We start from the raw sequence: 25041 nt of genomic DNA, 5'->3' as shown, positions 1-25041 counted from the left end.
TGTTACTCCTTTTTGGACTTCTTACTTCCATTTGCTGATTTCACACGACGTTTAATTTTCCAAATACTTGCCCCTAATGCTGGCAAAGTAAAGGTCAACATCTGAGGATAATCCTTCCACAAGCCTTCTTGAGACTGAACTGTTTGATTGTACTCTTTCCATACACCTCCCCATTCTTCTAATTCCGTATTCCAAATTTCTTCATATATGGCTGCTACCGGAACACCAATGGTAAAGTCTTTGCGTTCTACCGGAGCCATATTAAAGACGCAAACTAACATATCTCCCTTGTCATTTTTCCGAATAAAGGAAAGTACACTTTGATCTGTATTATCCGCATCAATAATCTCTAAACCGTCCCAACTCAAGTCATTTTCCCACAAAACGCGATTTTCTTTATAAAGCTGATTGAGCTGAGAAGTGAAATGCTGCATCTTGGCATTCATATTATCAGCCAAATCACGCCATTCTAAAGATTCTTCGCATTTCCATTCTAAGAATTGTCCCCATTCGCTGCCCATAAATAGTAATTTCTTCCCTGGGTGACATATTTGATAAGTATAAAGATTTCGCAGACCAGCAAATTGATTATAGCGATCTCCCCACATCTTATGCATGAGACTCTTCTTACCATGTACCACTTCGTCATGAGAGAATGGCAGTAAGAAGTTTTCAGAGAAAGCATACATAAAACTAAAGGTTACTAGATTAAAATCATACTTGCGGTAAATTGGGTCTTCTTCGTAGAAGCGCAGAATGTCATTCATCCAGCCCATGTTCCACTTGTAGTCAAATCCAAGACCACCCATTTCTGCCATACCTGTAATCTTTGTATCACTCGTGCTTTCCTCTGCAATCATCATGACATCTGGATGAGCCAGTTTGATAACCGTGTTCAAGCGTTGAAGGAAGTAATAGCCTTCGTAGTTGCGATTGCCCCCGTCAATATTTGGTTGCCATGGACCACTATCATAATCTAGGTAGAGCATGTTGCTAACAGCATCCACACGGATTCCGTCTAAGTGATAAAAGTCAATCCAAAACTTGATACTAGAAATCAAGAAAGACTGCACTTCATTCTTTCCTAAGTCAAAGTTAAGAGCGCCCCAGCCGTAATTATGGGCACGGTCATGATCCTGATATTCAAACGTAGGTGTACCGTCATAATAAGCCAAGGCATCATCATTGATAGTAAAATGACCCGGCACCCAGTCAACGATAACTCCGATATTATTGACATGACATTCTTCAACAAAATCACGAAACTCTTCAGGCGTTCCATACGTGTGCTCAAGTGCAAAATATCCCATTAGCTGATAACCCCAGCTCAATCCAAGTGGATGCGCCATTAGTGGCATGAATTCCACATGAGTATAATTCATTTTAACCAAATAAGGAATCAGTTCATCTTTTAATTGAGCAAATGAATACGGGCTACCATCCTCATTTTTCTTCCAGGAACCTGCATGAGCTTCGTAAATATTCACTGGACGTGAGAAAAACCCCCAACGTTTTCTGCGAGCTAACCATAGACCATCTTTCCATTTCTTTTCTGGAATCGTCCGAATTACTGCACCTGTACCAGGACGTTTTTCAAAATAAACTGCCAGCGGATCAATTTTCAAAATTTCTTGCCCGCTACTTCGTTTGATGTTGTATTTGTAAATGTCTCCTTCCTTAGGTAAATCCGTAAACACTTCCCATACGCCACCTTCATTACGTGCCATAGGGATTTGATTTTCATACCAGTCGGTAAAGTCTCCAATCAGATGCACACTCTGAGCATTCGGTGCCCATACACGAAATGTATAGCCACTTTGCCCATCTACTTCATCTTGATGAGCCCCCAAATAGTGCTGCAAATGGAAATTTTCACCTGTGGTAAAAGTTCTCAACGCTTCTTGTCTATCCATTTTTTCACCTCGTTTTTGTAAGCGTTTTCTATGATGCTATTTTACTATTTTTCCTATTGCTTTTCAAGTAAATTTCCATTATTATTACAAAAAATTCTCAAAACCGAACATTTCTTCAAATAATGCCCACTATTAGCAAAAATAACTAGATTTTGTTGAAACTTTGAACTTTTCATTCCATTCCTACTAAATAGTCGATAAAAGAGTAAACTTTTTTAAATGAAAATTTTCATAAAGGTCTAGACAGCTTTACAAAAAAGGCCACACAAAGCCGCCTTTTAATTTAGTTTATAAGATTGAATTGCAACAACAGGATATAATTTCAAATATCATTCCTCCATCGTCTGGTTACATACTAGTTTACCGTATTTTTCTGAAATTTTCAATAACTTTTTCTAAAAAATAAGATGATTTGTGAACTTTTTTATTTTTTACAACTCAAATATTCGGAAATAGAGGATTCTATTTTTGTAAAAAAGAATTGGGAGCATTCATCATCCCAATTCTCTAAAAATCCTATCTAGTCTACTTTTACTACTTGAAGTTGAACTCCGCCCAACAACACTAGATATTTTTCTATTTTTTCAATACCATACGAACGACGAAGAGCTTCAGCGTAAAGTGCTAATTGTGCCTGGTAGCGCTCCACTAATTCACTTGGATTTGTATATTGATCTGTCTTATAATCAAAGAGAACGATACGATCAGCCAGTAGGAGATAACCATCCAAAATTCCACGGACTACAAAATCCTGTCCGCTCGCTTGATCTTGCTTTAACATAGCAAATGGAGCTTCACGATAAACTTTATCTGCCTGCTTTAAGAGTAGTTGACCAAGCTCTGTCTCAAAGAAACTAGCTATCTTTTGCAAATCAATCTTCTTTTTGACAGTTTCTTCTGCCTGAACCTGAGCCAATATTTTCTTTAAAATAGCTATTGTAGGCAGTTGATTTAAAGGAATACGCTGCATCAGTTCATGGACAGCACTACCGATTTGCGCTCCTATAACAGGGGCTTTTTTAGCAAAGTCAGGTAGTTCAAAAGAAGTTTTTCCAATAAAATCTGGAGTTTTTTTCTCCATAATCTCAACACCGTCTGTATCCATGACCGGTTCATAAAATTTCTTGATTTGGCTCGGTGTCCGAACACTTGGCAAATGGATGGCTGCTCGATACTGAGTATTTAGCCTGTCCACATTTTCCAAAATATCCAAAGCCCTGCGAATATCCTCAGACTGGCGATTGTGCGCTAAGTTCTCCTCGACAATCCGTTCCTTCAGCTTTAACTGACCTATTTTCTCACTTGTTAAGTCACTATCCGTCACAAATTGTGTTGAAAAAGCTAAATCGTCTTTCTCAAAGACTGTCTGTAAAGCCCAAATCCAGTCTTGAAAACTTGTCATAGTTTGCCTAATGGAGGCTGCTAAACGACCATTTTCAGGAGCAGGGAAGGTCTTTTTCTCCAAGCTTTCTTGACGACCTTTGCCAACCAGATACAGCTTTCTTTCTGCCCGCGTCATAGCAACATAGAGCAGACGCATCTGCTCAGAAATACTTGCCAAATGAATCTCACGCTCATTTTGCTCATAAGGAAGAGTATCGATAGACAAACGAACATGATTAGGCGCCAGCTCATCAGCAACGTCTACCACTACGTCCGCAACATACTTGATGCCGACGCCATTTTGACGACTGATAATCAAAGCAGAACTACTATCCTTACGATTGAAGACTTTATCCATATTAAGCAAAAAGACATATTTAAATTCCAAACCTTTGCTCTTATGAACTGTCATCAAGCGGACTGCATGCTTCGGAGCCGCAACGACGACACTCGCCAAATCATTGTGAGTTTCTAAGATCTTATCAATCATCCCAATAAAACGCGACAAGCCCTTAAAACTCATCTTTTCGTAGTCATTTGCTCGCAAAGTAAGAGCGTAGAGATTCGCTTGACGCCCTGCTCCATTTGGTAGGGCTCCTACATAGTCATAATAAAAGCGGTCTTGATAAATTTTCCAAAGCAAATCATAGAGCGAATTTATTTTTGCAAACTCTCGCCAATCCAGCAATATTTCTTGAAACTGCTGGATTTTCTTTAAAAGAGGAGGTGTGATGAGTTCGGGATGTTGACCGTTCCCACTCAGAGAATTTTTCAATTTCTCATAGAGATTTTCCTGATGAGTAACATAAGTAGCTTCTGTCACCTTTTTTTGCAAGGCCAAACGAGCCAATTCATCCTCAGTAAAGGTGAACATTGGTGACTTTAAGAGCGCCACTAAAGCATAATCATTGAACGGATTGTTAATCGTACGCAGGGTATCCAACATCACCATAACTTCTACAGATTGCAAATAATTATCCTCGCCACCGTCTGAAACGACTGGGATACCGTATTTGGCAAACTCAGATAAAATCACATCGTTGCGCGTCCGCGAAGCCGTTAGCAATGTCATATCTTCAAATGGGACATTTTCCTCATTGTGCAGACGGATAATTTCCTTAATGACCAGCGCTACTTCTCCTGCAGAAACAGAAGAAACATCCTTGTCATTCTCCTCATTATCCGTCTCAAGCGTTCCGTCATAAATGAGAAATTCCGTCTGATATTGTGGATTTGGTGCTTTTTTAGCAGGATTTCCAGCTACCAGATAATGCGTTTCATTATAATCAATTTCTCCCACTTCCTCATCCATGAGACGTTTGAAAACATCATTCGTGGCTTCCAAGACTTCCACATGACTGCGGAAATTTTCCTTCAAAACAATCAATTTCCCTTGCTGGCTATCGTCTTGATAGGTTTTAAATTTCTCATTAAAAATCTGCGGATCAGCCTGACGAAAACGATAAATAGACTGCTTAATATCCCCCACCATAAAGCGATTACCCCCATTTGATAACAGTTCTAGCATCCGCTCTTGCGTGTGGTTGGTATCTTGATACTCATCCACCATGACTTCATGGTATTTTGTCCGATAAAAGTGGCGCACATCAGGAAATTCTTCTAAAATCTGAATGGCAAAATGACTGATATCTGCAAATTCAAACGCATTTTCTTCTTTTTTCCGTTGTAGATAGCTTGTCACAAACGATTTCATAAATTGCTGCAATACAAGCAAGATTTCCTTGGCTTCCTCATGATAGGTCACTTGAAATTCAAAGCGATAAAATTGATCTGCCAAATCTCGTAAAACTTGAATTTTTTCTTTGCGTTTTTCGTTATAGGCGTTAATAATTTCTTTTAATTCTTCTTTTCGTCCGCTGTTCGTCAAGGCTTTTCCATTGCTGGCACGCGATATTTCTACAATGTTATTGAGCGTTGTGAGATAGGCTTCCTCAGAGGAATGCCCTTGTAAACTTGCCAGACAATCAAGCACACGCTGCACATTTTCAAGGTATTTTGCTTTGGGAAATTCCTTGGCTTCATTCGCCAAATGATACTGGAAAAATTCTTCTAGGTCAAAAAGGGCTTCTTTTGTTTGTGCTAAAAGTTGCGCTTTTTCTTCTTGGAAATCCGCATGAGCGTAAGCTTTCAAGAAATCTTGTTCTAAGTATTCGATTGGGCTACTGGTGGATTGCAAAAAAGCATAAATCTTATAAATCTGCTCTCGAAAACCAAGTAAATCTTTTCTTTGACCGGTAAAGTTTTTGACTAATTTTTTAAATAAAATAGCCTGATCAGATTGATAGAATTCTTCAAAAACTTGCTCAAAAACTTCGTTTTGTAGCAATAACTGCTCACTCGCATTTTGCAAAATGCGAAAATTTGGCGCCAATTCTAGGAGATAACCATATTTATTGAGGACCTTTTGGGTAAAAGAGTCCATTGTTCCAATGTCGGCATTCGGAATATCGGCTAATTGCTGCGCCAAGTGCTGTTTGAGCTCCTCATCATCTGTTGCCTTCAAGACCTTGGATAACTCTTTCTCCAAGCGCTCTTTTAATTCACTGGCTGCTTTAACGGTAAAAGTCGAAATGAAGAGCTGGTCAATGCGAACTCCCCGCAGAATTTGGTCAATAATCCGCTGCACCATAACAAAGGTTTTTCCTGAGCCTGCAGAAGCAGATACAAGGATATTTTGACCGGAGGAGTAAATGGCTTCGATTTGCTCTGGTGTACGTTTTTGAGCTTTGTCAGACTGTGCTTCTTGATCCTGCAAAGCATAGATTTCTTCCTGACTCAAAAATGGAATCTGTCTCATTTTTCTAACTCCTCCTTCATCTTTTCTATCCATGCTTGACGCTTCTTTTCACCTGTCGGGTGGCTATCTAACTTAACCAAATGGCGGGTGCTAGAGAGGTGAAAGTTAGCTTCAAATCCCGTAATGGACTTGTACTGCTCCACAAAAGGTGCAATACTTCTGCCATTTTCCGTATAAGGATTGATGTAAAAATGCCCTGCCAAGATCTGCTCAGCAGCACGGCGATACAAGAGTGCATTATAAGCCAACAATGTCTCCAACTCCTCTTGACTCAACAGATTCACTTTCTTTTTATCGTACAAAGCATTCAGCTGACGAGCCTGCTCAGACAAGAACAGACCTTTATATTCTAGGTTCTTCATTGCTTCTTTGACAGCGTCGCCTTGCGATTTCGTCTTGGCTAAAGGCACAAGTGGATTGGTCATCTGCAAATACATGGCGCCAAAAGCATGCTCTTCTTCATTCATCCACGACTCTTGTTTCAAAGCTGCTAGATAGGTAGGTAATTGAGAATTTAAGCCATTGAAAAATTTCTGAAAATCAAAATTCGTATCGCTTGATTTATAGTCAACAACGCCTAGACTGCCATCTATCCTCAAACGGTCAATCCGGTCAACTTTCCCTCGAATTTGAAGGTTGCGTCCGTCTGACAAGATTAGAACATTTGTTTCTTCTTGACCGAAAACAGCTTCTTCTTGAATGGTTTCTACTAAATCATTTCTTTCTAGAACACGCCCTGTCGCACGCGCTGTGTCCAGCAAGACTTCGTGAGCAAACAAGGCTTCTGCATTTTCCGTATAAAGAGTTTTAAATTCTGCCTCCTGACTGGTTTCTTGAATGGCTTTTTCTAGGCGATTATCAAATGGCTCACTAGACTGCTCTTGCATGACTTTTTCAAACACACGATGCAGAAAATTTCCATGGCTGCGCGCATCTGGGTGAATCGTCATTTCTTCCTGCAAAGCCAAGACATACTTCAAAAAATAAGCATATTGATTGCGGTAGAATTCTGTCAAAGCTGAAGTCGACAGTAGAAATGCCTGATGAGGCGGATAAAGAGCTTGCAATGTCTGCGTTGACAAGGTTTCTGTTTCAAGGCTTGACGTTACATTAGGAATCGAAATACCTTCGCTTTCCAATTTTTTGCGCAGAACCCGCACAGCTACTGACCAAAAAGTCTGCTCTTTCTCCGTCAAAGAACGCTCCCGATCAATATCCCCTTGATTCAACTCAATAACCCTTGCCAGCAGAGCTCGATAAGTTCCAATATCATCACTCGTTGCCTGCAAACGCTTCACTTCAATCGGCAGCCCAATTGGTTGTTCATGCAATTCTAACAAATATGGAGAAATGTTGTTCTCTATTTCATTGACAATCTGAGGGGTGGAGAGGACAAGCCTCTCTGTTGCAGCATTCAAAAGCGACAAGGCAACAAAACGATTTTTCTGGAGATTTTCCTGAGCAGCAATCAGCAATTCCGAATGCGCATCAGTCGCTTCATTTAATCGTAGTCGGTCTTCGTCTGACAAAAGGCTCTTATTTTGGGAATTTTTTGGAAAATAGTCTTGGGTCAAACCAACAGCATAGACAAAAGGACTTGACAAGGGCTCAATCAAATCATAAGATTGAACGGTCACAACGTCCACCGTTGCTGGAATAGTTCGATAGTTGGATAACAGCATTCCTGACTGCACTAGAGTCAGAAAATCATCTAGCTTGACCTTGCTGGCTGAAAAGACACTGGCAAATTGTTCCAAAACATGACAAAAAGCTTTCCAAACTTCTTCTTGCCGTTCTTGATCTTGCGGATTCGTAGAATCTACCAAACCAGCAAAATTCTGAGAAAAAGCAATTGTTGTTAAAAATTGATGAAATTTTTGAAGCAAACCTGTCGCTGTTTGACTGCGAGATTTTAAAAACTCCAAAAGCGGAGTGACTATTTTTTTTCTTAATTGATTGATGTGAATCAGGTCAAATTTTTGATGCTGATTATGAGTAAAATCTTTAGAAAATTTACTAATCCCTTTTACATCTGCAAAGCGAATATATTGCTCAAATAAGTCTAGTTCTTCTTGCTTTAAATGACCATAAAGACCTGTTTTTACAAGATTAAGCAAATCTTCTGTCCGAAAATTATAGCGTTTTAAACGCACTAACGCTTCAATAAACTGCACCAAAGGGTGATGTGCCATGGACTCGCTTCGCCCCAAATAAAAAGGAATCTGATACTGATCAAAAATCGTCTTTAACTGCAAACGATAGGCTTCCACATCTCCCAAAAGTAAGCGAATATCTTTGTAGCGAGCACCATCATGAACTCGCTGGCGAATGCTTTTCGCCACATATTCCAGTTCTTCTTTTTGATTGACAGTCGACCAAATCTGTACATGCGAGCGGTCTTGCTCCGTCAATTCCAACTCAACATCTGAGAAATCATAACGGCTTTCTAGCAGTTTTGAAATGTTCCCAAAAGCATCATCTGGCTGCGTTGCAGGTCTATATTCAGGTTTCACTTCATACTCATTTGCCAAATGGCGCAAGAAATCCACGCTAGCCTGATAGAGATTGCCCTCTCGAAAAGTTGCACGGTATGCCTTCTCACTGGCATAAACACCAATAATGATTTCCACACCCTTGCTATGCAAAAGCTCGATCAAATAAGCTTCTTCAGCTGAAAAACGTGTAAAACCGTCAATGACCAAAGCCAATCCTTGCAATTCTTTATCTACATCACCTGCTGTAATATGATTAGCAAAGACCATAATATTTGACTCAGAAATAAATTCACTCTGATTTAGCTGATGCGTCACTAGCTGTAAAATCTTGATCAAATCTGCTTTTTTCTCATCCTCATCTAGATAGTCTAAATCCGCAAAGGTCATTTGAGCAGCTTGCAATTCATGAAAAAGCTCAACCAATTGCTGAATAAACTGCACATCCGTCCGAATGCCTCCGTACACCTGCAAATCATGCTCTTCCATTTCAGATAATACCTTATAAAAGAGCATTCCCAAACCAATATCGTCTAATGGTCTGCCTTGCTGCACATCATTGAGGACAAAATAACGCGCCATCTGCGCAAAACGTGTCACTGTAATAGCAAACGAAGCGTGGTTTTCTAAAAGACTCAAAACAGCCCTCTCTTTTTCAAATGAAAGAGAGTTGGGGGCAATATAAAACACGCGCTTGCCTGCTTGTGCCAAGCGCTCTGCTTCTTTCACCAAAATCTTCGTTAAGGGATTGCGAATATCAGTATAAAGTAATTTCATGAGCATCCTTTTTGTCAAAATATAGTCTTATTATATCATTTTTAAAGTTTTTCAACAGAGATTGACTGCATACCTTATCAAGAAAAAATCCCCACAAGAATACTTGTGGAGAACAATTTTTAATGATAAGCTAAAGCTTTTTTGAAGCTCTTCCAAATGCCAATATCATCCGTCTGCAAAATCAAACTGGAGTAAATCCGACCGATATAAACTGTCATTCCTAAGGTAAAGACAAAGGAAATGGTAAATGAAATCCAAGCTTCTAGCCCATTTGCATAACCGTTAATCGCACGGAAGGGCATAAAGAAGGTCGAAATAAACGGAATATAAGAACCAACCTTCAACAAGATCGTGTCACCAGCATTTCCAAGAGCCGTCACTCCAAAAAATCCAAGGAGAATCAGCATCACAACAGGCTGAACAGCTTTCCCAACGTCTTCAATTCTCGTCACCATTGATCCTAAAAAGGCAGATAAGACCACAAACATAAAGACACTCAAGGTGATGAAAGCAATAGTATTAAAGGAAATTGCTTCTCCCAAATGCTTCATCAGATTTGGATTGGCATCTAAGAATTCTTTTACAAAAGAAATCTGGTCTGAAAAAGCAAGCAACAGCACTGCACCGATTACATAAATGCTGACATGGGTCAAGATAACTGCAAAAATCCCTGCCATTCGACCATAGAAATATTCAGAAGCCTTGATACTGGAGAAAATAACCTCCATAATCTTGGTTCCTTTTTCGCTTGCAATTTCTTGAGCAGTTGAGCTTGTGTAAACAAGGAGAATCATATAAAGTACAAGACCAATTGCTGTTGCGACAATCGTTTGAGTTGCCTTCTTCGCTTCTTTCTTCTCATCAATTTCTTCTTTGAAATCAATAGCTCTTGAAAGTAGCTTCACTTGATTAGCTGATAAATTAGCTTGGCTAATATTTGCAACCTGTTGCAATTGTAGTAATTTCTGTGAAATTGCTGCCTTTGTAGTGCTATTCATCCCTGTATCAGCAACATAGGTTGCTTTAATTTGACCGCTTGCTTCTGATAGCAGCAAATACCCCTCGACATCACCGTCTTTTATAGCTTTCTTGGCTGCTGCTTCATCTTTATAATCGAAGTCCAGATTCTTGCTATCTTTTAAAACTTCCTTGATTTGTGCATTGTCTGTTACAACTGCAATACGGCTAGAATTGCTACTTGACATGGAAGAAAGATACCCAACTCCAAAACTAAGACCAATAAAGATGAAAGGAGAAAGAACCATGAAGACAAAACTCCATGACTTGACATGACGAAGATAAGTCTCTTTGATCACAATTAACGTCTGTTTCATACTTCCACCCCTGATTCTAACTTAAAGATTTCATCAATTGTTGGAGCTTGTTGGTCAAAAGTTGCAATATATTGTCCTTTAGTCAGCAAGTCAAACAAGTCCTTCCCAGCTGTTTCGTCATCTAATATCAATCGCCATGTTCCTTGATTGGTCAGACTGGCTCTGCTTACGTGAGGAAGCGCCTCTAATTCAGCTTGAGAAAGCGGACTAGATACAAAGAGTCGTGTTTTCCCATAGCGATTACGAACTTCTTGTACACTACCATCCAAAATGACTTTACCATCACGAAGCATGATGATCTTATCACATAATTCTTCCACATTTGTCATGACATGATCAGAAAAGATAATGGTCGCTCCGCGCTCTTTTTCTTCAATAATAACTTGCTTTAAAATCTCCGTATTAACTGGGTCAAGACCGCTGAAAGGCTCGTCTAAGATAATCAAATTTGGCTCATGTAAAAGTGTAATAATCAGCTGCACTTTCTGCTGATTTCCTTTTGACAAGCTCTTGATTTTATCAGTCAATTTTCCTTTAACTTGCAATCGTTCCATCCACTGAGGCAATTTTTCTCTCACAACTGCACTTGAGACACCTTTTAAATTCGCCAAATAACGCACCTGCTCATAGACAGTCAACTTAGGCATCAAACTTCGTTCTTCTGGTAAATAGCCAATTTCCCGATAAGTATCTTGAGAAATAGCTTTGCCCTCAAAAGAAATCCTACCGCTGTATTCTAAAAAACGCAGAATGCTGTGGAAAATCGTTGTTTTCCCAGCACCGTTTTTCCCAATCAGACCAAGGATTTGTCCTGATTCAGCTTTGAAATCAACACCAAATAGAACTTGTTTTTGCCCAAAACTTTTTTCTAAATTTTGAATTTCAAGCATCCTAAACCTCCTAAAATTCTAAGCTCACTATATGTATATATACAATCTCTATATTTAATAGTATAATCTTTTGAAAGCGTATTTTCAAGTTTTTGTGTAAAATTTTCTTATTTTTTTACAACAAAAAGAGAGTCATCAATAGCTGCCATTTATAGATTGACTGTCTCTCACTCTCTTACCTTGATTCTATTTGCGCTTTACTAAGCCTTAAAAGCATCCACTAATACTTGAAATTCTTCATTGGAAAGTGTAATCCCTTTCCCCATTTTTGTATGGTCAGGGCTCCAACTACGAATATCGTATTTGGCTGGCGCACCATTGAAGCTCACACGATTCAGCTCTTTCGTCCAGCCTTTATCATTTTCTGATAACACCAATAACTTTTCTTCTATCTCAAATTTGAATTCTGACATTTTTGTCTCCTTTTTCTTCTTTCTTGATTTATTCGTAAAAAATTTACTTTTTTAGCGAGTTTGTTATATAATATATTGTAACAAGTTATGGAGAATTTAGCTATGAAAAAATTTCTCGAAATGATTTTAGAGCGAGCAAGTGAATTTATCAATTACAAAAAGGATACACAAGAGATAGAGGAAGACAACGCCAATATTTTGCAGACGATTGAAACAGCTTTGCAAAAAAAATCAGGTGTGCATGTCATTTTTTCAGATAAAAGTTTTACGGGTGATATTGTCAAATATGACAAAGAGCGCCAGCAATTGATTGTCAAAAACTTCCAGAAAAGTATGTCAACGATTATTCGTATTTCAGATATTAAGCGGATTCGTCTGGTTCCCAACACTATCAGAGAAGCGCAAAAAAGAAATTCCAACCTCAGCTAGGAGATTGGAATTTTTTTATTCAAATAAGCTGTAATAATCCGCAATCGTCATTTTCGCTTTCTCTTCTTGATGTAAGTCTTGGATAATTTGTCCGTCTTTCATGACAATCAAGCGATTTCCGTATTTAAGAGCATCCTCCATATGGTGAGTAATCATAAGAGCAGTTAGTTGGTCACGATTCACAAATTCATCTGTCAGACTCATCAATGCCACACTTGTTTTAGGGTCAAGCGCTGCTGTATGTTCATCCAAAAGCAACAGCTCAGGGCGTTTGAGAGTCGCCATTAAAAGACTCAAAGCCTGTCTTTGCCCACCCGAGAGAAATTCAATCGGCGTATCTAAATGTTTTTCTAAACCATTGCCGATTTTGTCTATCGTCTCCTGAAATTCTTTGCGATAATGGCTCAGACGGCGTGGCACTAGACGGCGTTTTTCACCACGAAATTTAGCAATCAATAGGTTTTCTGCCACCGTCATGCGCGGAGCCGTTCCCATCTTTGGGTCTTGAAAGACGCGTGACAGATACTTAGCCCGTTTTTCTGGTGAATAACTGGTCACATTTTCACCTAGAATATAAATGCTGCCACTCGTCAATGGTAATGTTCCTGCAATGACATTGAAAAGCGTGGATTTCCCTGCCCCATTTCCGCCTAAAATCGTAATGAAGTCATGCTCAAAAATATCCAGTGAAACATCATTTAAAATAACTTTTTCTTCCTCAATACCTATGTTGACAATTTTTGTCGCGTTTTTTAATTCTACAATTGCTGTCATTTGCTTAACTTGACTCCTTTAAAGAATTTATTTTTGAAAGTCGGAATCATGAGACAAATTGCCAAGATAACCGCACTATAAAGGCGAAGATAGCTGGTATTAAAGCCAAGCGCAATCACGCCCCAAATCAGGAATTGATAGAAAATAGAACCGACAACAATCGTCAATAGGCGTTCTGCCAATGTCAGGCTGGTAAAAAGCACCTCTCCGATAATGAGACTAGCAAGCCCCACAACAATGACACCAATTCCACGCGATACATCCGCATAACCTTCTTGCTGGGCAATAAGGGCGCCAGCTAAGGCAATGACACCATTAGACAGCACCAGACCCATTAACTCCATTCGTCCTGTGTGAATGCCAAAACTACTTGCCATATCCGGATTATCTCCTGTGGCAATATAAGCTTGACCCAATTTTGTATCTAAGAAAAAGAGCAATGCTGCAATTACCAAGCTAACAAAAATCAATCCTGTCAGAAGATTGTTTAATTCGCCAGAAAACGGTAGAAAGTCCTGAATTTGCTTCGTTCCAAGAAGTCCAAGATTAGCCCGCCCCATTAACATAAGCATAATAGAATGGCAGGAAGTCATGACCAAAATCCCCGAAAGGAGAGTAGGAATTTTCCCCTTAGTATAGAGAAGCCCTGTTACCATGCCTGCCAGACAGCCAGCTAGAATGGCAGCAGCAGTTGCTAGAAAAGGATTGATTCCCTTACTAATCAGCGTAACTGCTACTGCTCCGCCCAATGGAAAAGAGCCCTCTGTTGTCATATCAGGGAAGTTTAAAATGCGGAAAGTCATAAAAATCCCCAAGCCTAAAATAGCCCAAACAAGTCCTTGTGAGACAATTGAAAGTATCATACTGTTGTCCTAACTTTTAAAATATCGTTTCTTATAATCGGATTACTCAATGACTTGTCCTGCTTTTTTCAGAACATCATCTGGAATTGTTATTCCTAACTGAGCAACCACTTTTTTGTTCACAACTGATTTGCCAGTAGCAAAGATTTCAACAGCTGTGTCTGCTGGTTTAGCGCCCTTCAAAATTTTCGCCGTCATTTTTCCAGTCGCCACTCCAAGATCTTTTTGATCGACAACCACTGAACCCAGACCACCTTCTTCTACCATAGCGGTCGCACTTGGATAGATAGGTTTTTTAGCCGTTTGATTGCTGGAAACGACTGTTGAAAAAGCCGAAGCAATGGTGTTGTCAATTGGAATCCAAATGGCATCTACCTTTCCTGTCATCACATTCATGGTTGAAGCAATCTCATTGGTAGAAGGTACAGAATAAGGAAGCACTTTATAGCCTGCTTTTTCAGCCAAAGCTGTAAATTCTTCTACCTGCGTTTTTGAATTGTCTTCACTGCTTGAATAAAGGACGCCGATTGTTTTCACATTCGGTGTTAATTGTTTGATGAGCTCCAATTGCTGTTGAGCTGGGTTGTGGTCAGACACACCTGTAATGTTGCCTCCCGGCTTTTTCAAATCCTTTACTAAATTCGCCCCAACTGGATCGGTCACTGCTCCCATGACGATTGGCTTGTCTTTCGTTGCACTAGCCAAACCTTGAGCAGCAGGCGTTGCGATTCCAATCAGCACGTCATTGCCATTGGCAACTAATTGCTTGCTCATCGTTGCCACTTTACTTTGGTCACCTTCTGCATTCATAAAGTCAATTTTGATCTTCTTGCCTTTATAACCTTCTTGCGCCAATCCTTCTTGAATCCCTTTATAAATCAAATCAAGTGACAGATGACTGACATATTGCAGCACACCAACTTTTACTGTTTTGGTTGTATTGTTTGTCTTCGGTGCTTTCTCGCCATTTACACTAGAATAAATAATGCCTCCGACAACTAATACCACTAAAAGAGCAATCATTCCCATTAACCGTTTGTTTTTCATATCTGTTATCCATTTCATATTTTTCTATTTTTTATTCGAGTAAAAGCCAGAGTCGCCATCGTTTAAACATATTTTTCCTCCATTTAAGGGAAATGAAACAATAAAAGAAAAACCCACACACAGTTCATCTTGTGTGAGGGCGTAAATCGCGGTGCCACCTCAATTATGGGAAAAATAATAGACTTCTCCCACATCTCTATCTTGTCTAACAACAAGTTGCACTGTAAGGTGTGCTCACCGAATTTTTATCGTTTCAAATTCAACTTCTATCCATTAGCCCAATTTCATAAAACGCTGCTACTTGTTTTCACCAACCACAAGCTCTCTGCCAACAACTATTTTATTACTTTTCTAATTTGATATTATTTTAGATGTTTCTGAAACAAAAGTCAAGTATTTTGTCAAACTTTTCTGACAATAATTTTCCAACCTTTTCTTGCTATTTTTTGTTATAATTTTCTTTAGTATCATTCAAGGAGAGAAAAACATGTCCTTTGACGGATTTTTTTTACACCACATGACAGAGGAATTGCGGCAAGAGTTGCTATATGGTCGTATTCAAAAAATCAACCAACCTTTTGAGCAGGAATTAGTGCTGCAAATCCGCAGCAATCGGCAAAATCACAAATTACTCTTATCCGCTCACCCTGTTTTTAGTCGCATTCAACTAACCCGTACCGCCTTTGAAAATCCAGCAGTGCCCACCACATTTATCATGGTTATGCGAAAATATCTACAAGGCGCTACAATTGAAAACATTTCACAAATCGAGAATGATCGAATTTTAGAAATTTCTGTCTCCAATAAAAATGAAATTGGAGATAACGTGGCAGCAACTCTTATCATCGAAATCATGGGCAAGCACAGCAATATCATCCTAATGGATAAGGCAAGCGGCAATATTATTGAAGCTATTAAACATGTCGGCTTTTCTCAAAATAGTTACCGTACGATTCTGCCTGGTTCAAGCTATGTCACTCCACCTCAAACAGATAATCGCAATCCGTTTACGATTTCTGATGAAAAATTATTTGAAATTTTGCATACAGAGGATTTGTCGGCCCGTTCTTTACAAAACTTATTTCAAGGATTGGGGCGCGATACAGCAGCCGAACTCAGCCAGCGCTTAACAAGTGATAAGTTAAAAATCTTCCGCGCCTTCTTCGCTAGCTTCACTCAGGGTACCCTGACTAGCAAGTCATTTACCCCCATTCTCTTTGAGGATAGTCAAAAAGAATTTCCTAGTTTATCACAATTGTTAGATGCTTTCTATCAAGACAAGGCGGAACGCGACCGTGTTAATCAGCAAGCCAGTGAACTGATTCATCGAGTGGAGAATGAATTAGAAAAAAATCGCAAGAAATTAAAAAAACAAGAGCAGGAATTAGTCGCGACTGAAAATGCGGAGGAATTTCGCCAAAAAGGAGAGCTCCTCACTACTTTTTTGCACCAAGTTCCAAACAATCAAGACCAAGTAGAACTGGACAATTACTACACAAGCGAGAAAATTACTATTGTGTTGGATAAAGCTTTGACCCCTAACCAAAATGCTCAGCGCTATTTTAAGAAATACCAAAAGCTGAAAGAAGCGGTCAAGCATTTAACGGGACTGATTGAAGAAACTAAAGAAACCATTCAATATTTGGAGAGTGTAGAAACAGCTTTGTCACAAGCTAATCTCACAGAAATTACAGAAATCCGAGAAGAATTGATTCAGACAGGCTTTATTCGTCGACGTCAGCGTGAAAAAATCCAAAAACGGAAAAAACCAGAGAAATATTTGTCTACTGATGGACAGACAGTTATTCTGGTTGGACGAAACAATCTGCAAAATGATGAGTTGACCTTTAAAATGGCGAAAAAAGAGGAACTCTGGTTTCATGCCAAGGATATTCCCGGCAGTCACGTGGTCATCACAGGCAATCTGCAACCAAGTGATGAGGTCAAGACAGATGCTGCGGAATTGGCGGCATACTTTTCTAAGGCGAGATTGTCCAATCTCGTTCAGGTGGATATGATTGAAGTCAAAAAACTTAACAAGCCAACAGGTGGTAAACCTGGTTTTGTAACCTACACGGGGCAAAAGACCCTACGCGTTACTCCTGATGAAGCCAAAATTAAATCCATGAAGATGTAAGGTGTCTACTAACTGGCACCTTTTTCTGACGACTCTTCGTACGTCCGAACCTCGGATGAAGCAAACTAATTCTCAGGCAGGCTGTCCGAACCTCGAACGAAGTGAACCACTTTTCTGGCAGGCTGTCCGACCCTAGGATGAAGTGAATCAGTTCTCAGGTAAACTATCTGACCCTCGGACGGAGTGAACCAGTTCTTAGGCAAACTATCTGACCCTCGGACGGAGTGAAGCACTTTTCTGACAATCTATCCGACCCTCAGACGGAGTGAACCAGTTCTTAGATAGGTCGTCGACGTGGGCGGCAGTTTAAACTAATTCCCATTCTCTCCGTCGACCGGGACGACAGACTAAAACAAGTCTTATTCTCTCCGTCGACCGGGGCGACAGACCTAAAAAAGGTTGGAAACTGAATTCCAACCTTTGTATTCTATTTCAGACTATTTAAGGTGTATGTAAGTCTCTTAAACCTACCCCGCCGCCTTTTATTCAGATTTCTCAATATCTTCTTTTAGCTCCGCCACATTCAATTTGGCAGCGAGAAAATCTTGGTCTTGAACCGGAAAACGCTGCTCCAATGCTGCAATCGTTCCGATTTCAACCTCTCCATTTTTCATGACAAAATCCATAACATGTCCGCCAAATTGGTGGTCATCAGATAGAAAATGAAGATGAAAACCAGCTACGCTGACACCGTGAAACAGCTCTGGCGTCCAAAAGCCAACGATTGTTCCCGAAATGTGTTCTACCTGGTACTCAGGCTGATGAGCTGCGATTTCTGCGAAGTTCTTTCCCGGAGAGGTTTTTGGAGCCATGCGCACATGCATGCTGCTAAATTCACCATGAATCTTAATTGAGTGAAAAAGATTTTCCCCGACATAGCTAGCTTCTATGCGCTTCTTCAACGCTTCATCAGTCAGCTCAACGTCCTGACGAAAACACGCTTCTGCTCGGTGAAAAGCCACTGCAGCATAAGGAACCGTCCTATCTGTTGAAACTTCTATCACTTCAGGACTTGCTCCTATCCCCTTGGCTTGATAGGCCTTGCCGTCAAGCACAATCAGCTCTCCGTCAATAGAGTCTAAAGTACCAATCCCTAAATCGCCATGTTGAAGCAATTCTTCAATCGTCATCGTCCCCTTGTAAAGCCCCGCCATCAAAGCCCCCAAAGTATTATAGTGAAATAATGTTACAAGCTTTTCCATTTCTCCTCCTAGGCAATTTTTACTATCTTTCCTTGAAAAAAGCAGGTCTCACATCCAGCCTTTTACTTTCTAATACTGAACTACACATCAACCGTACAAGAAAATGAGAAATTGAACTCTCTTGAAATAGTCTTGAGCCCTTCCCAGTTTCAATTTAATAAAACTCATCTGGTAAAATCGTTTCTCCTAGTGTACTGCTGTCCTTGTAATCCACTGGCACATCAATGATAACCGGTCCATTTTCCTTTAAGGCTTTTTGGAGCAACTGTGTTAATTCTGCTGGAGATGTTGCTCGGAATCCTTTCGCACCAAAACTCTCTGCATATTTAACAAAATCAACAGGCCCAAAGTCCACTCCAGATGAACGACCATATTTCATTTCTTCTTGAAATTCCACCATATTATAATGACCGTCGTTCCAAATAAGATGAACAATTGGCAATTGCAGGCGAACCGCTGTCTCTAGCTCTTGGGCCGAAAAGAGAAAACCACCATCTCCAGATACAGAAATAATTTTTGTATTGGGACGAACCAAGGCTGCCGAAATCGCCCAAGGCAATGCTACTCCTAACGTTTGCATCCCATTTGAAAAAAGCAGATGCCTTGGTTCATAGCTCTTGAAATAACGTGCCATCCAAATATAATGCGTACCCACATCGACAGTAACTGTCATATCGTCTGTCGTATTTTCCTGCAAGACTTCGACAATATCCAGCGGGTGTAGGCGACCTTTTTCAGCTTGGCTGCGGTCAAATTTCACATCACCGTCCATTTTATCTCGCAGCACTTGCAGATATTCCCGCGAGCCTTCTGGTAATTGATAGCCGTTAATCGCTGGCAGCAATAAATCCAAAGTATTTGCAATATCTCCGATCAGCTCCCGCTCCGGTTGGAAGTAAGTATCAATCTCTGCTGGCTCTACGTCAATCACAATGACGCGGGCAGAAATTTCAGCATTCCAGTTGCGTGCTTCATACTCAATCGGATCATAGCCGATAGCGATGACTAGGTCAGATTTTTTTAGAAGCATGTCACCCGGCTGATTGCGAAACAGTCCGACACGTCCAAAGAACGTAGCTTCTTCCAATTCACGAGACACAATCCCAGCCCCTTGGAATGTTTCCACAACAGGCAACTGTACTTGCTCCAATAACTGACGAATAGAAGCCGTCACTTTGGCACTTGAAGCGCCATTTCCTAAGAGAAGAACCGGTAACACAGCATTTTTAATCGCTTGCGCTAGATAGTTAATGTCTGCCACAGAACTAGAACCCAGCTGCGGATCCGTCAGCGGTTTAATTGCTTTCACTTGTACCTGACTATCCACCACATCCTGTGGAATGGAAATGAAACTTGCCCCCGGCATTCCTGACTTGGCATGACGATACGCATTGGCAATGATTTCTGACAGAGTATTGCCGTCTTGCACTTCGACTGAATACTTAGTAATCGGCTTAAATAGTGCAGCATTGTCCATAGACTGGTGAGCGCGTTTGAGAAGGTCAGAGCGTTTGACCTGACCAGCCAAAGCCAGCACTGGGTCGCCCTCTGCGGTCGCCGTAACCAAGCCCGTTGCTAAGTTTGAAGCACCTGGTCCACTCGTTGCAATCACGACACCCGGCTCTCCTGTAATCCGCCCAATTCCTTGCGCCATAAAAGCAGCATTTTGTTCATGACGAGCAACGATAAGTTGTGGGCCTTTGTCCTCTAAGGTATCAAATACACGGTCAATCTTTGCACCGGGAATTCCAAATACATAATCCACCTTGTGATTGATTAAACTATCCACAATCAAATCCGCACCAAATTTTTCAGTCATTTTCTTCATCCTTCCTGAATATCACGCTCATCATTATATCATAATTCCCATGCGTCTTATAGGATTGTGCTTGTTACTCTTTTTACAAACTATTGTACAATTCCTGCATCTCCACATCATCTGGAACCAAGTGAAGATAATGCTCTGCTTGGTGTTTTGCTTCTTCAAAATCTCCCATTTCACGAAGTAGATAAATATATTGCTCTAAAAATTCTGGATTTTCCTTTAAATCCGAGAGCAACAGTCGATATCGCTCCAAAGCTGCTGTTGTCTGTTCCAAAGCCTGATAGGCACGCGCAATATTCCACTTAGTCAGTACATTGTCTATGTCTTGCTCCTCAAATTTCAAAACTTCATCAAAACGCTCTTGCTCTAAGTAAAGATTAGACAAACGCAATGCAATTTCTTCCAAGTCTTCCGCATTATCTTTTGCTTTCAAAAGGTAATCTTCTGCCTTTCGCTCATCGTGCAACTCATAAGAAAGCTGCGAAGCTAGCAACAAAAGACGTGTATCAAATGGATTTTTCGACAAGCCCTGCTGCGTAAGGCGTAATGCTTCTTCTGTCTGATGTTCTGCATGAAGCGACAAAGCATAACCATACTCATAACCTTCAAATTCCGGCGAAATCGTATCAATTTGCTTAAAGTATAGATTAGCTTTTTGATATTCTTTCTGGTCATACAAAATAGTCGCTAATTCAAAGGCTACAGCATCATCGTATTCAATCTCTAAAGATTTTTCCAAAAACTCAATCGCCACTTCAAATTTTCCCAAACTTGCATAGGAAACACCAATCCGCTGATAAGTAGAAACACCCGTCTGCTCATAAATCATGCGATTGTCTAAGCTAGCGTATTCCTTAATGGCTTGATTGAAATTTCCCAATTCAAAATCTATTTCAGCCATGCCAAAAGTCACTAACGGTTCATCAGATAATTGCTTTGCCTCGGCTAATTTTTCCCTTGCAACATCTGGCAAGCCTTCCATTTGATAGAGATCAGCTTTGACCAAGAGTGCTGTCACATACCAGTCACTATCAGAAGTAATTTCTTCCAGATAAGCAAACGCTTCTTCCACTTGCCCGTCTTCACTAGCAATCTGCGCCAAACTGATGTAGGCTTCTGGATAATGAGGAGCTAATGTTTCATAAATTCGCTTCGCTTGAGGGAAAAAGCCGATACTTTCTAAGTAGTCGGCTAATTCAAGTAATTCTTCCTCTGTATCATTTGTTAGAGCTCTTTCAAAATATTTATTGGCATGCGCCAAATCCTGCTTTTGCAAAGAAGCGACCATTTTCTTACTGTTGTTCAATTTCTTCTCCTGTTTCATCTACCAATTCTTCTTCATACAAGCCGCTGACTTTCTTATACCAATTAAAAATAGCAGCAATCACAACTTTTGCAGACGCATAAACGGGAATTCCCAGTAAAACGCCCCAGATACCAAACATAGATCCCGCTGTCAAAAGGACAAAAAGAACATTGATTGGATGAATGTTCAATTGGCTACCGAGAATTAATGGCGACACAAACCGCCCTTCAATCGTTTGCTCTACAATAAAGACCACAATGACTTTCAAGAGCATAATTGGTCCAGCAATTAACCCCAGAACAAGAGCCGGCAGCATAGCTAGAAAACTTCCCAAATAAGGAATCAAATTTAAAATTCCTGCCGTCACCCCAAGTGTCACTGCATAGCGAAGCCCGATTACTTTAAAGAAAATGATGAACATTATCGCTACGATAATAGCTACAGTTACTTGCCCACGAACGTAATTGGCAAGCTGCGTATTGACATCTGTCAAAATTTGTCCGACTGGTTCACGAAACTTAGTTGGCATGAATTTTGTCAAATAAGATTTTAAGTTTTTTCCATCTCGCAAAAGATAAAAAAGGATAAAAGGCATGATGATAATGGCTACAATCACTTGCGAAGCCGTACTAATCAATGTGCTTACCCAATTCACTGCTTTCGATGAAAAATTACTTGCCCAAGTCGTCACTTGAACTGAAAAATTATTCACAATCTCTTCTAATTGAGGCTTGACATCATCAGAAATTCGATTTTCCAAAAAATCCTGAATTATTTTATTCAACTTTTGCAAATTAGCTGGTAAATTCTTGGCAAAGCTAACTATCTGATGCTGCAAACTTGGAATTGCCACAGCCAATCCCCAAATCAAGAGCAAAGCAATTAAGATAAAGACAATCGTAATCGCGACCAAACGATTGATCTTATGTTTCTCCATAAAATCTACAATTGGATTTAAGAGATAATACAAAAGCCCTGCTAAAATCACCGGCAGCATGATAACTCCGATAAATTCTAGAACAGGAATAAAAATAAAACTAATTTTGCTTAATACAAAAATATTCAACCCCAACAATAAGGTCACCAAAAAAACAGTGATTGCCTTATTGTCTAAAAACCACCGAAAAAACCATGATAGGCTGAAATCCTTCTTTTTGTGTTCCATACAGACATCCTTTTCTTTATTTATCTCATTGTAGCATTTTTCACTAAAAAATTCTTGAAGAAAGGGTAGTCCTTTATGAATTTCCTTCTTGCGCCCGAGTCAAACACAAAAAGCGGTCATCCATTCAATTCATGAACGGATTCCCACTTTTAGCTTTCTTTATCTGAGAAAAAAATTGTAAATCGCATTCGTTTGTCATCAACAGCTTCAAAGCGATAGCGCAAATGATGATTTTCCAAAATCTGTTGCACGATAAAGAGTCCCAGACCTGTTCCACCATCTTTGCGGTTACGACTGTAATCCGGACGATAAAATGGCTGAAATATTTGCTGGATTTGCTGTTCATCCAACACATGTTCTGCATCATTTTCAATGATTAACTGACTGTCTTTAATCATTAAAAGAATCTCTCCGCCGGCTAAGGTATAATGGAAAGCATTATCTAGTAAATTTTTAATAGCTTTCAGCAAATAAGTCTTGTTGCCATGCACTTGAAGCTCTTCTAACTGTACAGTAAATTGGTAGCCTTTCACATCAGCTAACATTTTATAGCTGCTCAAGTTTTCCTCCAAGAGCTGATTAAGTGAAAAGTCCTCTTCTTCAGCTTCTATTCGCATTTCAATCTTAGAAATTGCCAAGATAGACTGTACAAGTTTTGATTGCTCTTCCAAAATTTCACGACATTTATGCAGATATTTATCTTTATCTTTGAAGTCACCAACACCGTAAATCATACCATCCACAATTCCCATCATGCTGGTAATCGGCGTTTTCAGCTCATGAGAAGTCATCCGTAGAAATTCTGCTTTCTCACGTTCACTTTCAGCAACTTTCTCATTTTCCAATCGCAGCGCTTCAATACTTGTCAAAAGATTGTTATACAGACTGTTAATATCTTGAGCGAGAGTGGAAATTTCATCTCGCCCTTTGACAGGACAAGCCACATCTGGAGAAAGAGTTGCCATTTTTCGCGTGCTCTCTGAAATATCTGTAATGCGTTTGGTTGCAAATCGACTATAAAGAAAAGCCACTATACCCCCTAACGTTAACGAAAAGAATAAGATATAAGGATAAAGACTTAACAACACGTAAGTAGCATCCGATATTGGTTGGAGCGAATATTCCCCACGTAAGGTCAATGTGGTCCCTTCTGCCGTTCTTATCTTCTTGCTCATACTTTTAGTTTGATTATTCAAACTCATGTCAGAAGGTAAAATTGTTAATTGGAATTCTCCCTTTTCATTAGCTAAATCAATATGTGGATAAATAAGTTTTCCTTTCACATCTAATATACTAAACCAGACGCGTGTATTCTTTCGATTGTAGTCACTTAAAAGCTTTCCTATATCATCTGACGGTTTTCCTTGAACTTGCTGAGCAATCTGAAAGAACTCACTTTTAGCTTCTCGATGCTTGACTTGCTCATAATAAACAGGCATCACAAAATAGAGTGTTGTTAAAACCGTTGTCACGACAATAAAAATTATTGTTCCTGTCAAAAGAAAATGCTTTTTAGCAATTCTCACTCTTCTTCTCCTCCAAGTTGATAACCCATACCAGTAATGGTTTTAAGAGGTATTCCAGGAATTTTTTTCCTAATATTTTTTACATGGTTATCCAAAACACGACTATCCAGTTCGCTATAACCCCAAATTGTATTCATCAATTGATCCCGAGTCACCAAATGATTTTTTCTTTTAGCTAAAGCTTGGATAATTTCATATTCTTTTTTAGTAGGAGACATTTTCTCTTCTTGCCAATAAACTGTACAATCGTCAATTGAAACACGTAAGTCTCCAACGACAATCTCTGATTCTGTCACAGTACTCCGGAAAATATTTTCAATGCGTTTCATCAAAATAAGTGGCGAAAATGGTTTGGTAACATAATCACTGATAAGGTGATTAAAGCTGACCAGCTGAGTATATTCATCATCTAGTGCAGTTAACATCATAACTGGTACCTGCGACGTCTTCCGGATTTCCTTCAACACATCCAGACCGCTCATAGAGGGCAACATAACGTCCAAAATGATGAGGTCAAACGATTTTTCCTCAAATTCACGTAAGGCTTCTGCCCCGTCAAAAACTGGTGTCACCTCATAATGATTTTCTTTCAAAAATTCACAAATCACTTGATTAATCGTAGTGTCATCTTCTACTACTAAAATCTTATGCATTTCTTACTCCTTAAAATATAGATATAAAATTAAATGACTGCTAATCAATGTAAAGATTACTTTTATTATACAACAAAATAGTGAACTTACAAAG

17 protein-coding genes and 1 other annotated feature are annotated in these 25041 nt (G+C 39.7%); of the genes, 2 read left to right on the top strand and 15 right to left on the bottom strand.

The window, feature by feature from the left end; all coding sequences use genetic code 11:
* Window positions 1-2: 2 nt before the first annotated feature.
* The 6 genes from glgB to HMPREF2933_RS06800 form a co-directional block, all read right to left on the bottom strand.
* On the bottom strand, window positions 3-1913 hold the full coding sequence (gene glgB, locus HMPREF2933_RS06825) for a 1,4-alpha-glucan branching protein GlgB (RefSeq protein ID WP_024051906.1): 1911 nt from the start codon (window positions 1911-1913) through the stop codon (window positions 3-5).
* 520 nt (window positions 1914-2433) lie between these two features.
* Window positions 2434-6114: a helicase-exonuclease AddAB subunit AddA gene (gene addA, locus HMPREF2933_RS06820; RefSeq protein WP_070672704.1), complete on the bottom strand. Its 3681-nt coding sequence runs from the start codon at window positions 6112-6114 to the stop codon at window positions 2434-2436.
* On the bottom strand, window positions 6111-9383 hold the full coding sequence (gene rexB, locus HMPREF2933_RS06815; protein WP_024051908.1) for an ATP-dependent nuclease subunit B: 3273 nt from the start codon (window positions 9381-9383) through the stop codon (window positions 6111-6113). Before rexB ends, addA begins: the two co-directional genes overlap by 4 nt.
* A gap of 119 nt (window positions 9384-9502) precedes the next feature.
* Entirely contained in the window at window positions 9503-10717 is a 1215-nt protein-coding gene (locus HMPREF2933_RS06810) for an ABC transporter permease (RefSeq protein WP_024051909.1), read from the bottom strand.
* Window positions 10714-11607: an ABC transporter ATP-binding protein gene (locus tag HMPREF2933_RS06805; RefSeq protein WP_024051910.1), complete on the bottom strand. Its 894-nt coding sequence runs from the start codon at window positions 11605-11607 to the stop codon at window positions 10714-10716. The genes HMPREF2933_RS06810 and HMPREF2933_RS06805 overlap by 4 nt, the downstream gene beginning before the upstream one ends.
* Window positions 11608-11807: 200 nt before the next feature.
* Window positions 11808-12020 (bottom strand): YdbC family protein, encoded by a 213-nt coding sequence (locus tag HMPREF2933_RS06800; protein WP_003025304.1) that lies wholly within the window; start codon window positions 12018-12020, stop codon window positions 11808-11810.
* An 87-nt stretch (window positions 12021-12107) separates the two neighbouring features.
* Here HMPREF2933_RS06800 and HMPREF2933_RS06795 point away from each other — a divergent pair, with 87 nt between their 5' ends.
* The gene (locus HMPREF2933_RS06795) at window positions 12108-12449 is read left to right on the top strand and encodes a hypothetical protein (RefSeq protein ID WP_003028044.1); all 342 of its coding nucleotides are present in this window, start codon (window positions 12108-12110) and stop codon (window positions 12447-12449) included.
* 15 nt (window positions 12450-12464) lie between these two features.
* On the opposite strand, the gene HMPREF2933_RS06790 is transcribed toward HMPREF2933_RS06795, so the two are convergent.
* Genes HMPREF2933_RS06790 through trpX form a run of 3 tightly spaced genes read right to left on the bottom strand, consistent with a single transcriptional unit; the run spans window position 12465 to window position 15133 of the window.
* Entirely contained in the window at window positions 12465-13223 is a 759-nt protein-coding gene (locus HMPREF2933_RS06790) for an ABC transporter ATP-binding protein (protein ID WP_024051911.1), read from the bottom strand.
* Entirely contained in the window at window positions 13220-14086 is an 867-nt protein-coding gene (locus HMPREF2933_RS06785) for an ABC transporter permease (RefSeq protein WP_024051912.1), read from the bottom strand. Before HMPREF2933_RS06785 ends, HMPREF2933_RS06790 begins: the two co-directional genes overlap by 4 nt.
* 42 nt (window positions 14087-14128) lie before the next feature.
* Window positions 14129-15133, bottom strand: a complete 1005-nt coding sequence (gene trpX, locus HMPREF2933_RS06780; RefSeq protein ID WP_024051913.1) for a tryptophan ABC transporter substrate-binding protein — start codon at window positions 15131-15133, stop codon at window positions 14129-14131.
* 132 nt (window positions 15134-15265) lie between these two features.
* Window positions 15266-15502, bottom strand: a binding site (T-box leader).
* A 118-nt stretch (window positions 15503-15620) separates the two neighbouring features.
* Here trpX and fbp62 point away from each other — a divergent pair.
* The gene (fbp62, locus tag HMPREF2933_RS06775; protein ID WP_024051914.1) at window positions 15621-17270 is read left to right on the top strand and encodes an Rqc2 family fibronectin-binding protein Fbp62; all 1650 of its coding nucleotides are present in this window, start codon (window positions 15621-15623) and stop codon (window positions 17268-17270) included.
* A 482-nt stretch (window positions 17271-17752) separates the two neighbouring features.
* Here fbp62 and budA read toward each other — a convergent pair whose 3' ends face one another.
* The 6 genes from budA to HMPREF2933_RS06745 all read right to left on the bottom strand — a co-directional run bounded on the left by budA (window position 17753) and on the right by HMPREF2933_RS06745 (window position 24947).
* Window positions 17753-18472, bottom strand: a complete 720-nt coding sequence (gene budA / locus HMPREF2933_RS06770) for an acetolactate decarboxylase (protein ID WP_024051915.1) — start codon at window positions 18470-18472, stop codon at window positions 17753-17755.
* Between the two features lie 154 nt (window positions 18473-18626).
* Window positions 18627-20291 carry an acetolactate synthase AlsS gene (gene alsS / locus HMPREF2933_RS06765; RefSeq protein WP_024051916.1) on the bottom strand — a complete coding sequence of 555 codons (1665 nt, stop codon included), beginning with the start codon at window positions 20289-20291 and terminating at the stop codon, window positions 18627-18629.
* 82 nt (window positions 20292-20373) lie between these two features.
* Window positions 20374-21603, bottom strand: a complete 1230-nt coding sequence (locus tag HMPREF2933_RS06760; RefSeq protein WP_042754028.1) for a tetratricopeptide repeat protein — start codon at window positions 21601-21603, stop codon at window positions 20374-20376.
* A complete protein-coding gene (locus HMPREF2933_RS06755; RefSeq protein WP_024051917.1) occupies window positions 21590-22768 on the bottom strand; it encodes an AI-2E family transporter in 1179 nt (392 codons plus the stop codon). The genes HMPREF2933_RS06760 and HMPREF2933_RS06755 overlap by 14 nt, the downstream gene beginning before the upstream one ends.
* A gap of 149 nt (window positions 22769-22917) precedes the next feature.
* A complete protein-coding gene (locus tag HMPREF2933_RS06750) occupies window positions 22918-24294 on the bottom strand; it encodes a sensor histidine kinase (protein WP_024051918.1) in 1377 nt (458 codons plus the stop codon).
* Window positions 24291-24947, bottom strand: a complete 657-nt coding sequence (locus tag HMPREF2933_RS06745) for a response regulator transcription factor (RefSeq protein WP_003025323.1) — start codon at window positions 24945-24947, stop codon at window positions 24291-24293. The genes HMPREF2933_RS06750 and HMPREF2933_RS06745 overlap by 4 nt, the downstream gene beginning before the upstream one ends.
* Between the last annotated feature and the right edge of the window lie 94 nt (window positions 24948-25041).

Origin of the sequence: Streptococcus sp. HMSC066F10, from assembly GCF_001813805.1 — a bacterium.
Taxonomy (GTDB): Bacteria; Bacillota; Bacilli; order Lactobacillales; family Streptococcaceae; genus Streptococcus; species Streptococcus vaginalis.
The sequence above is the reverse complement of the archived record's forward strand: the minus strand, read 5'-3'. Positions and strand labels throughout refer to the sequence as shown.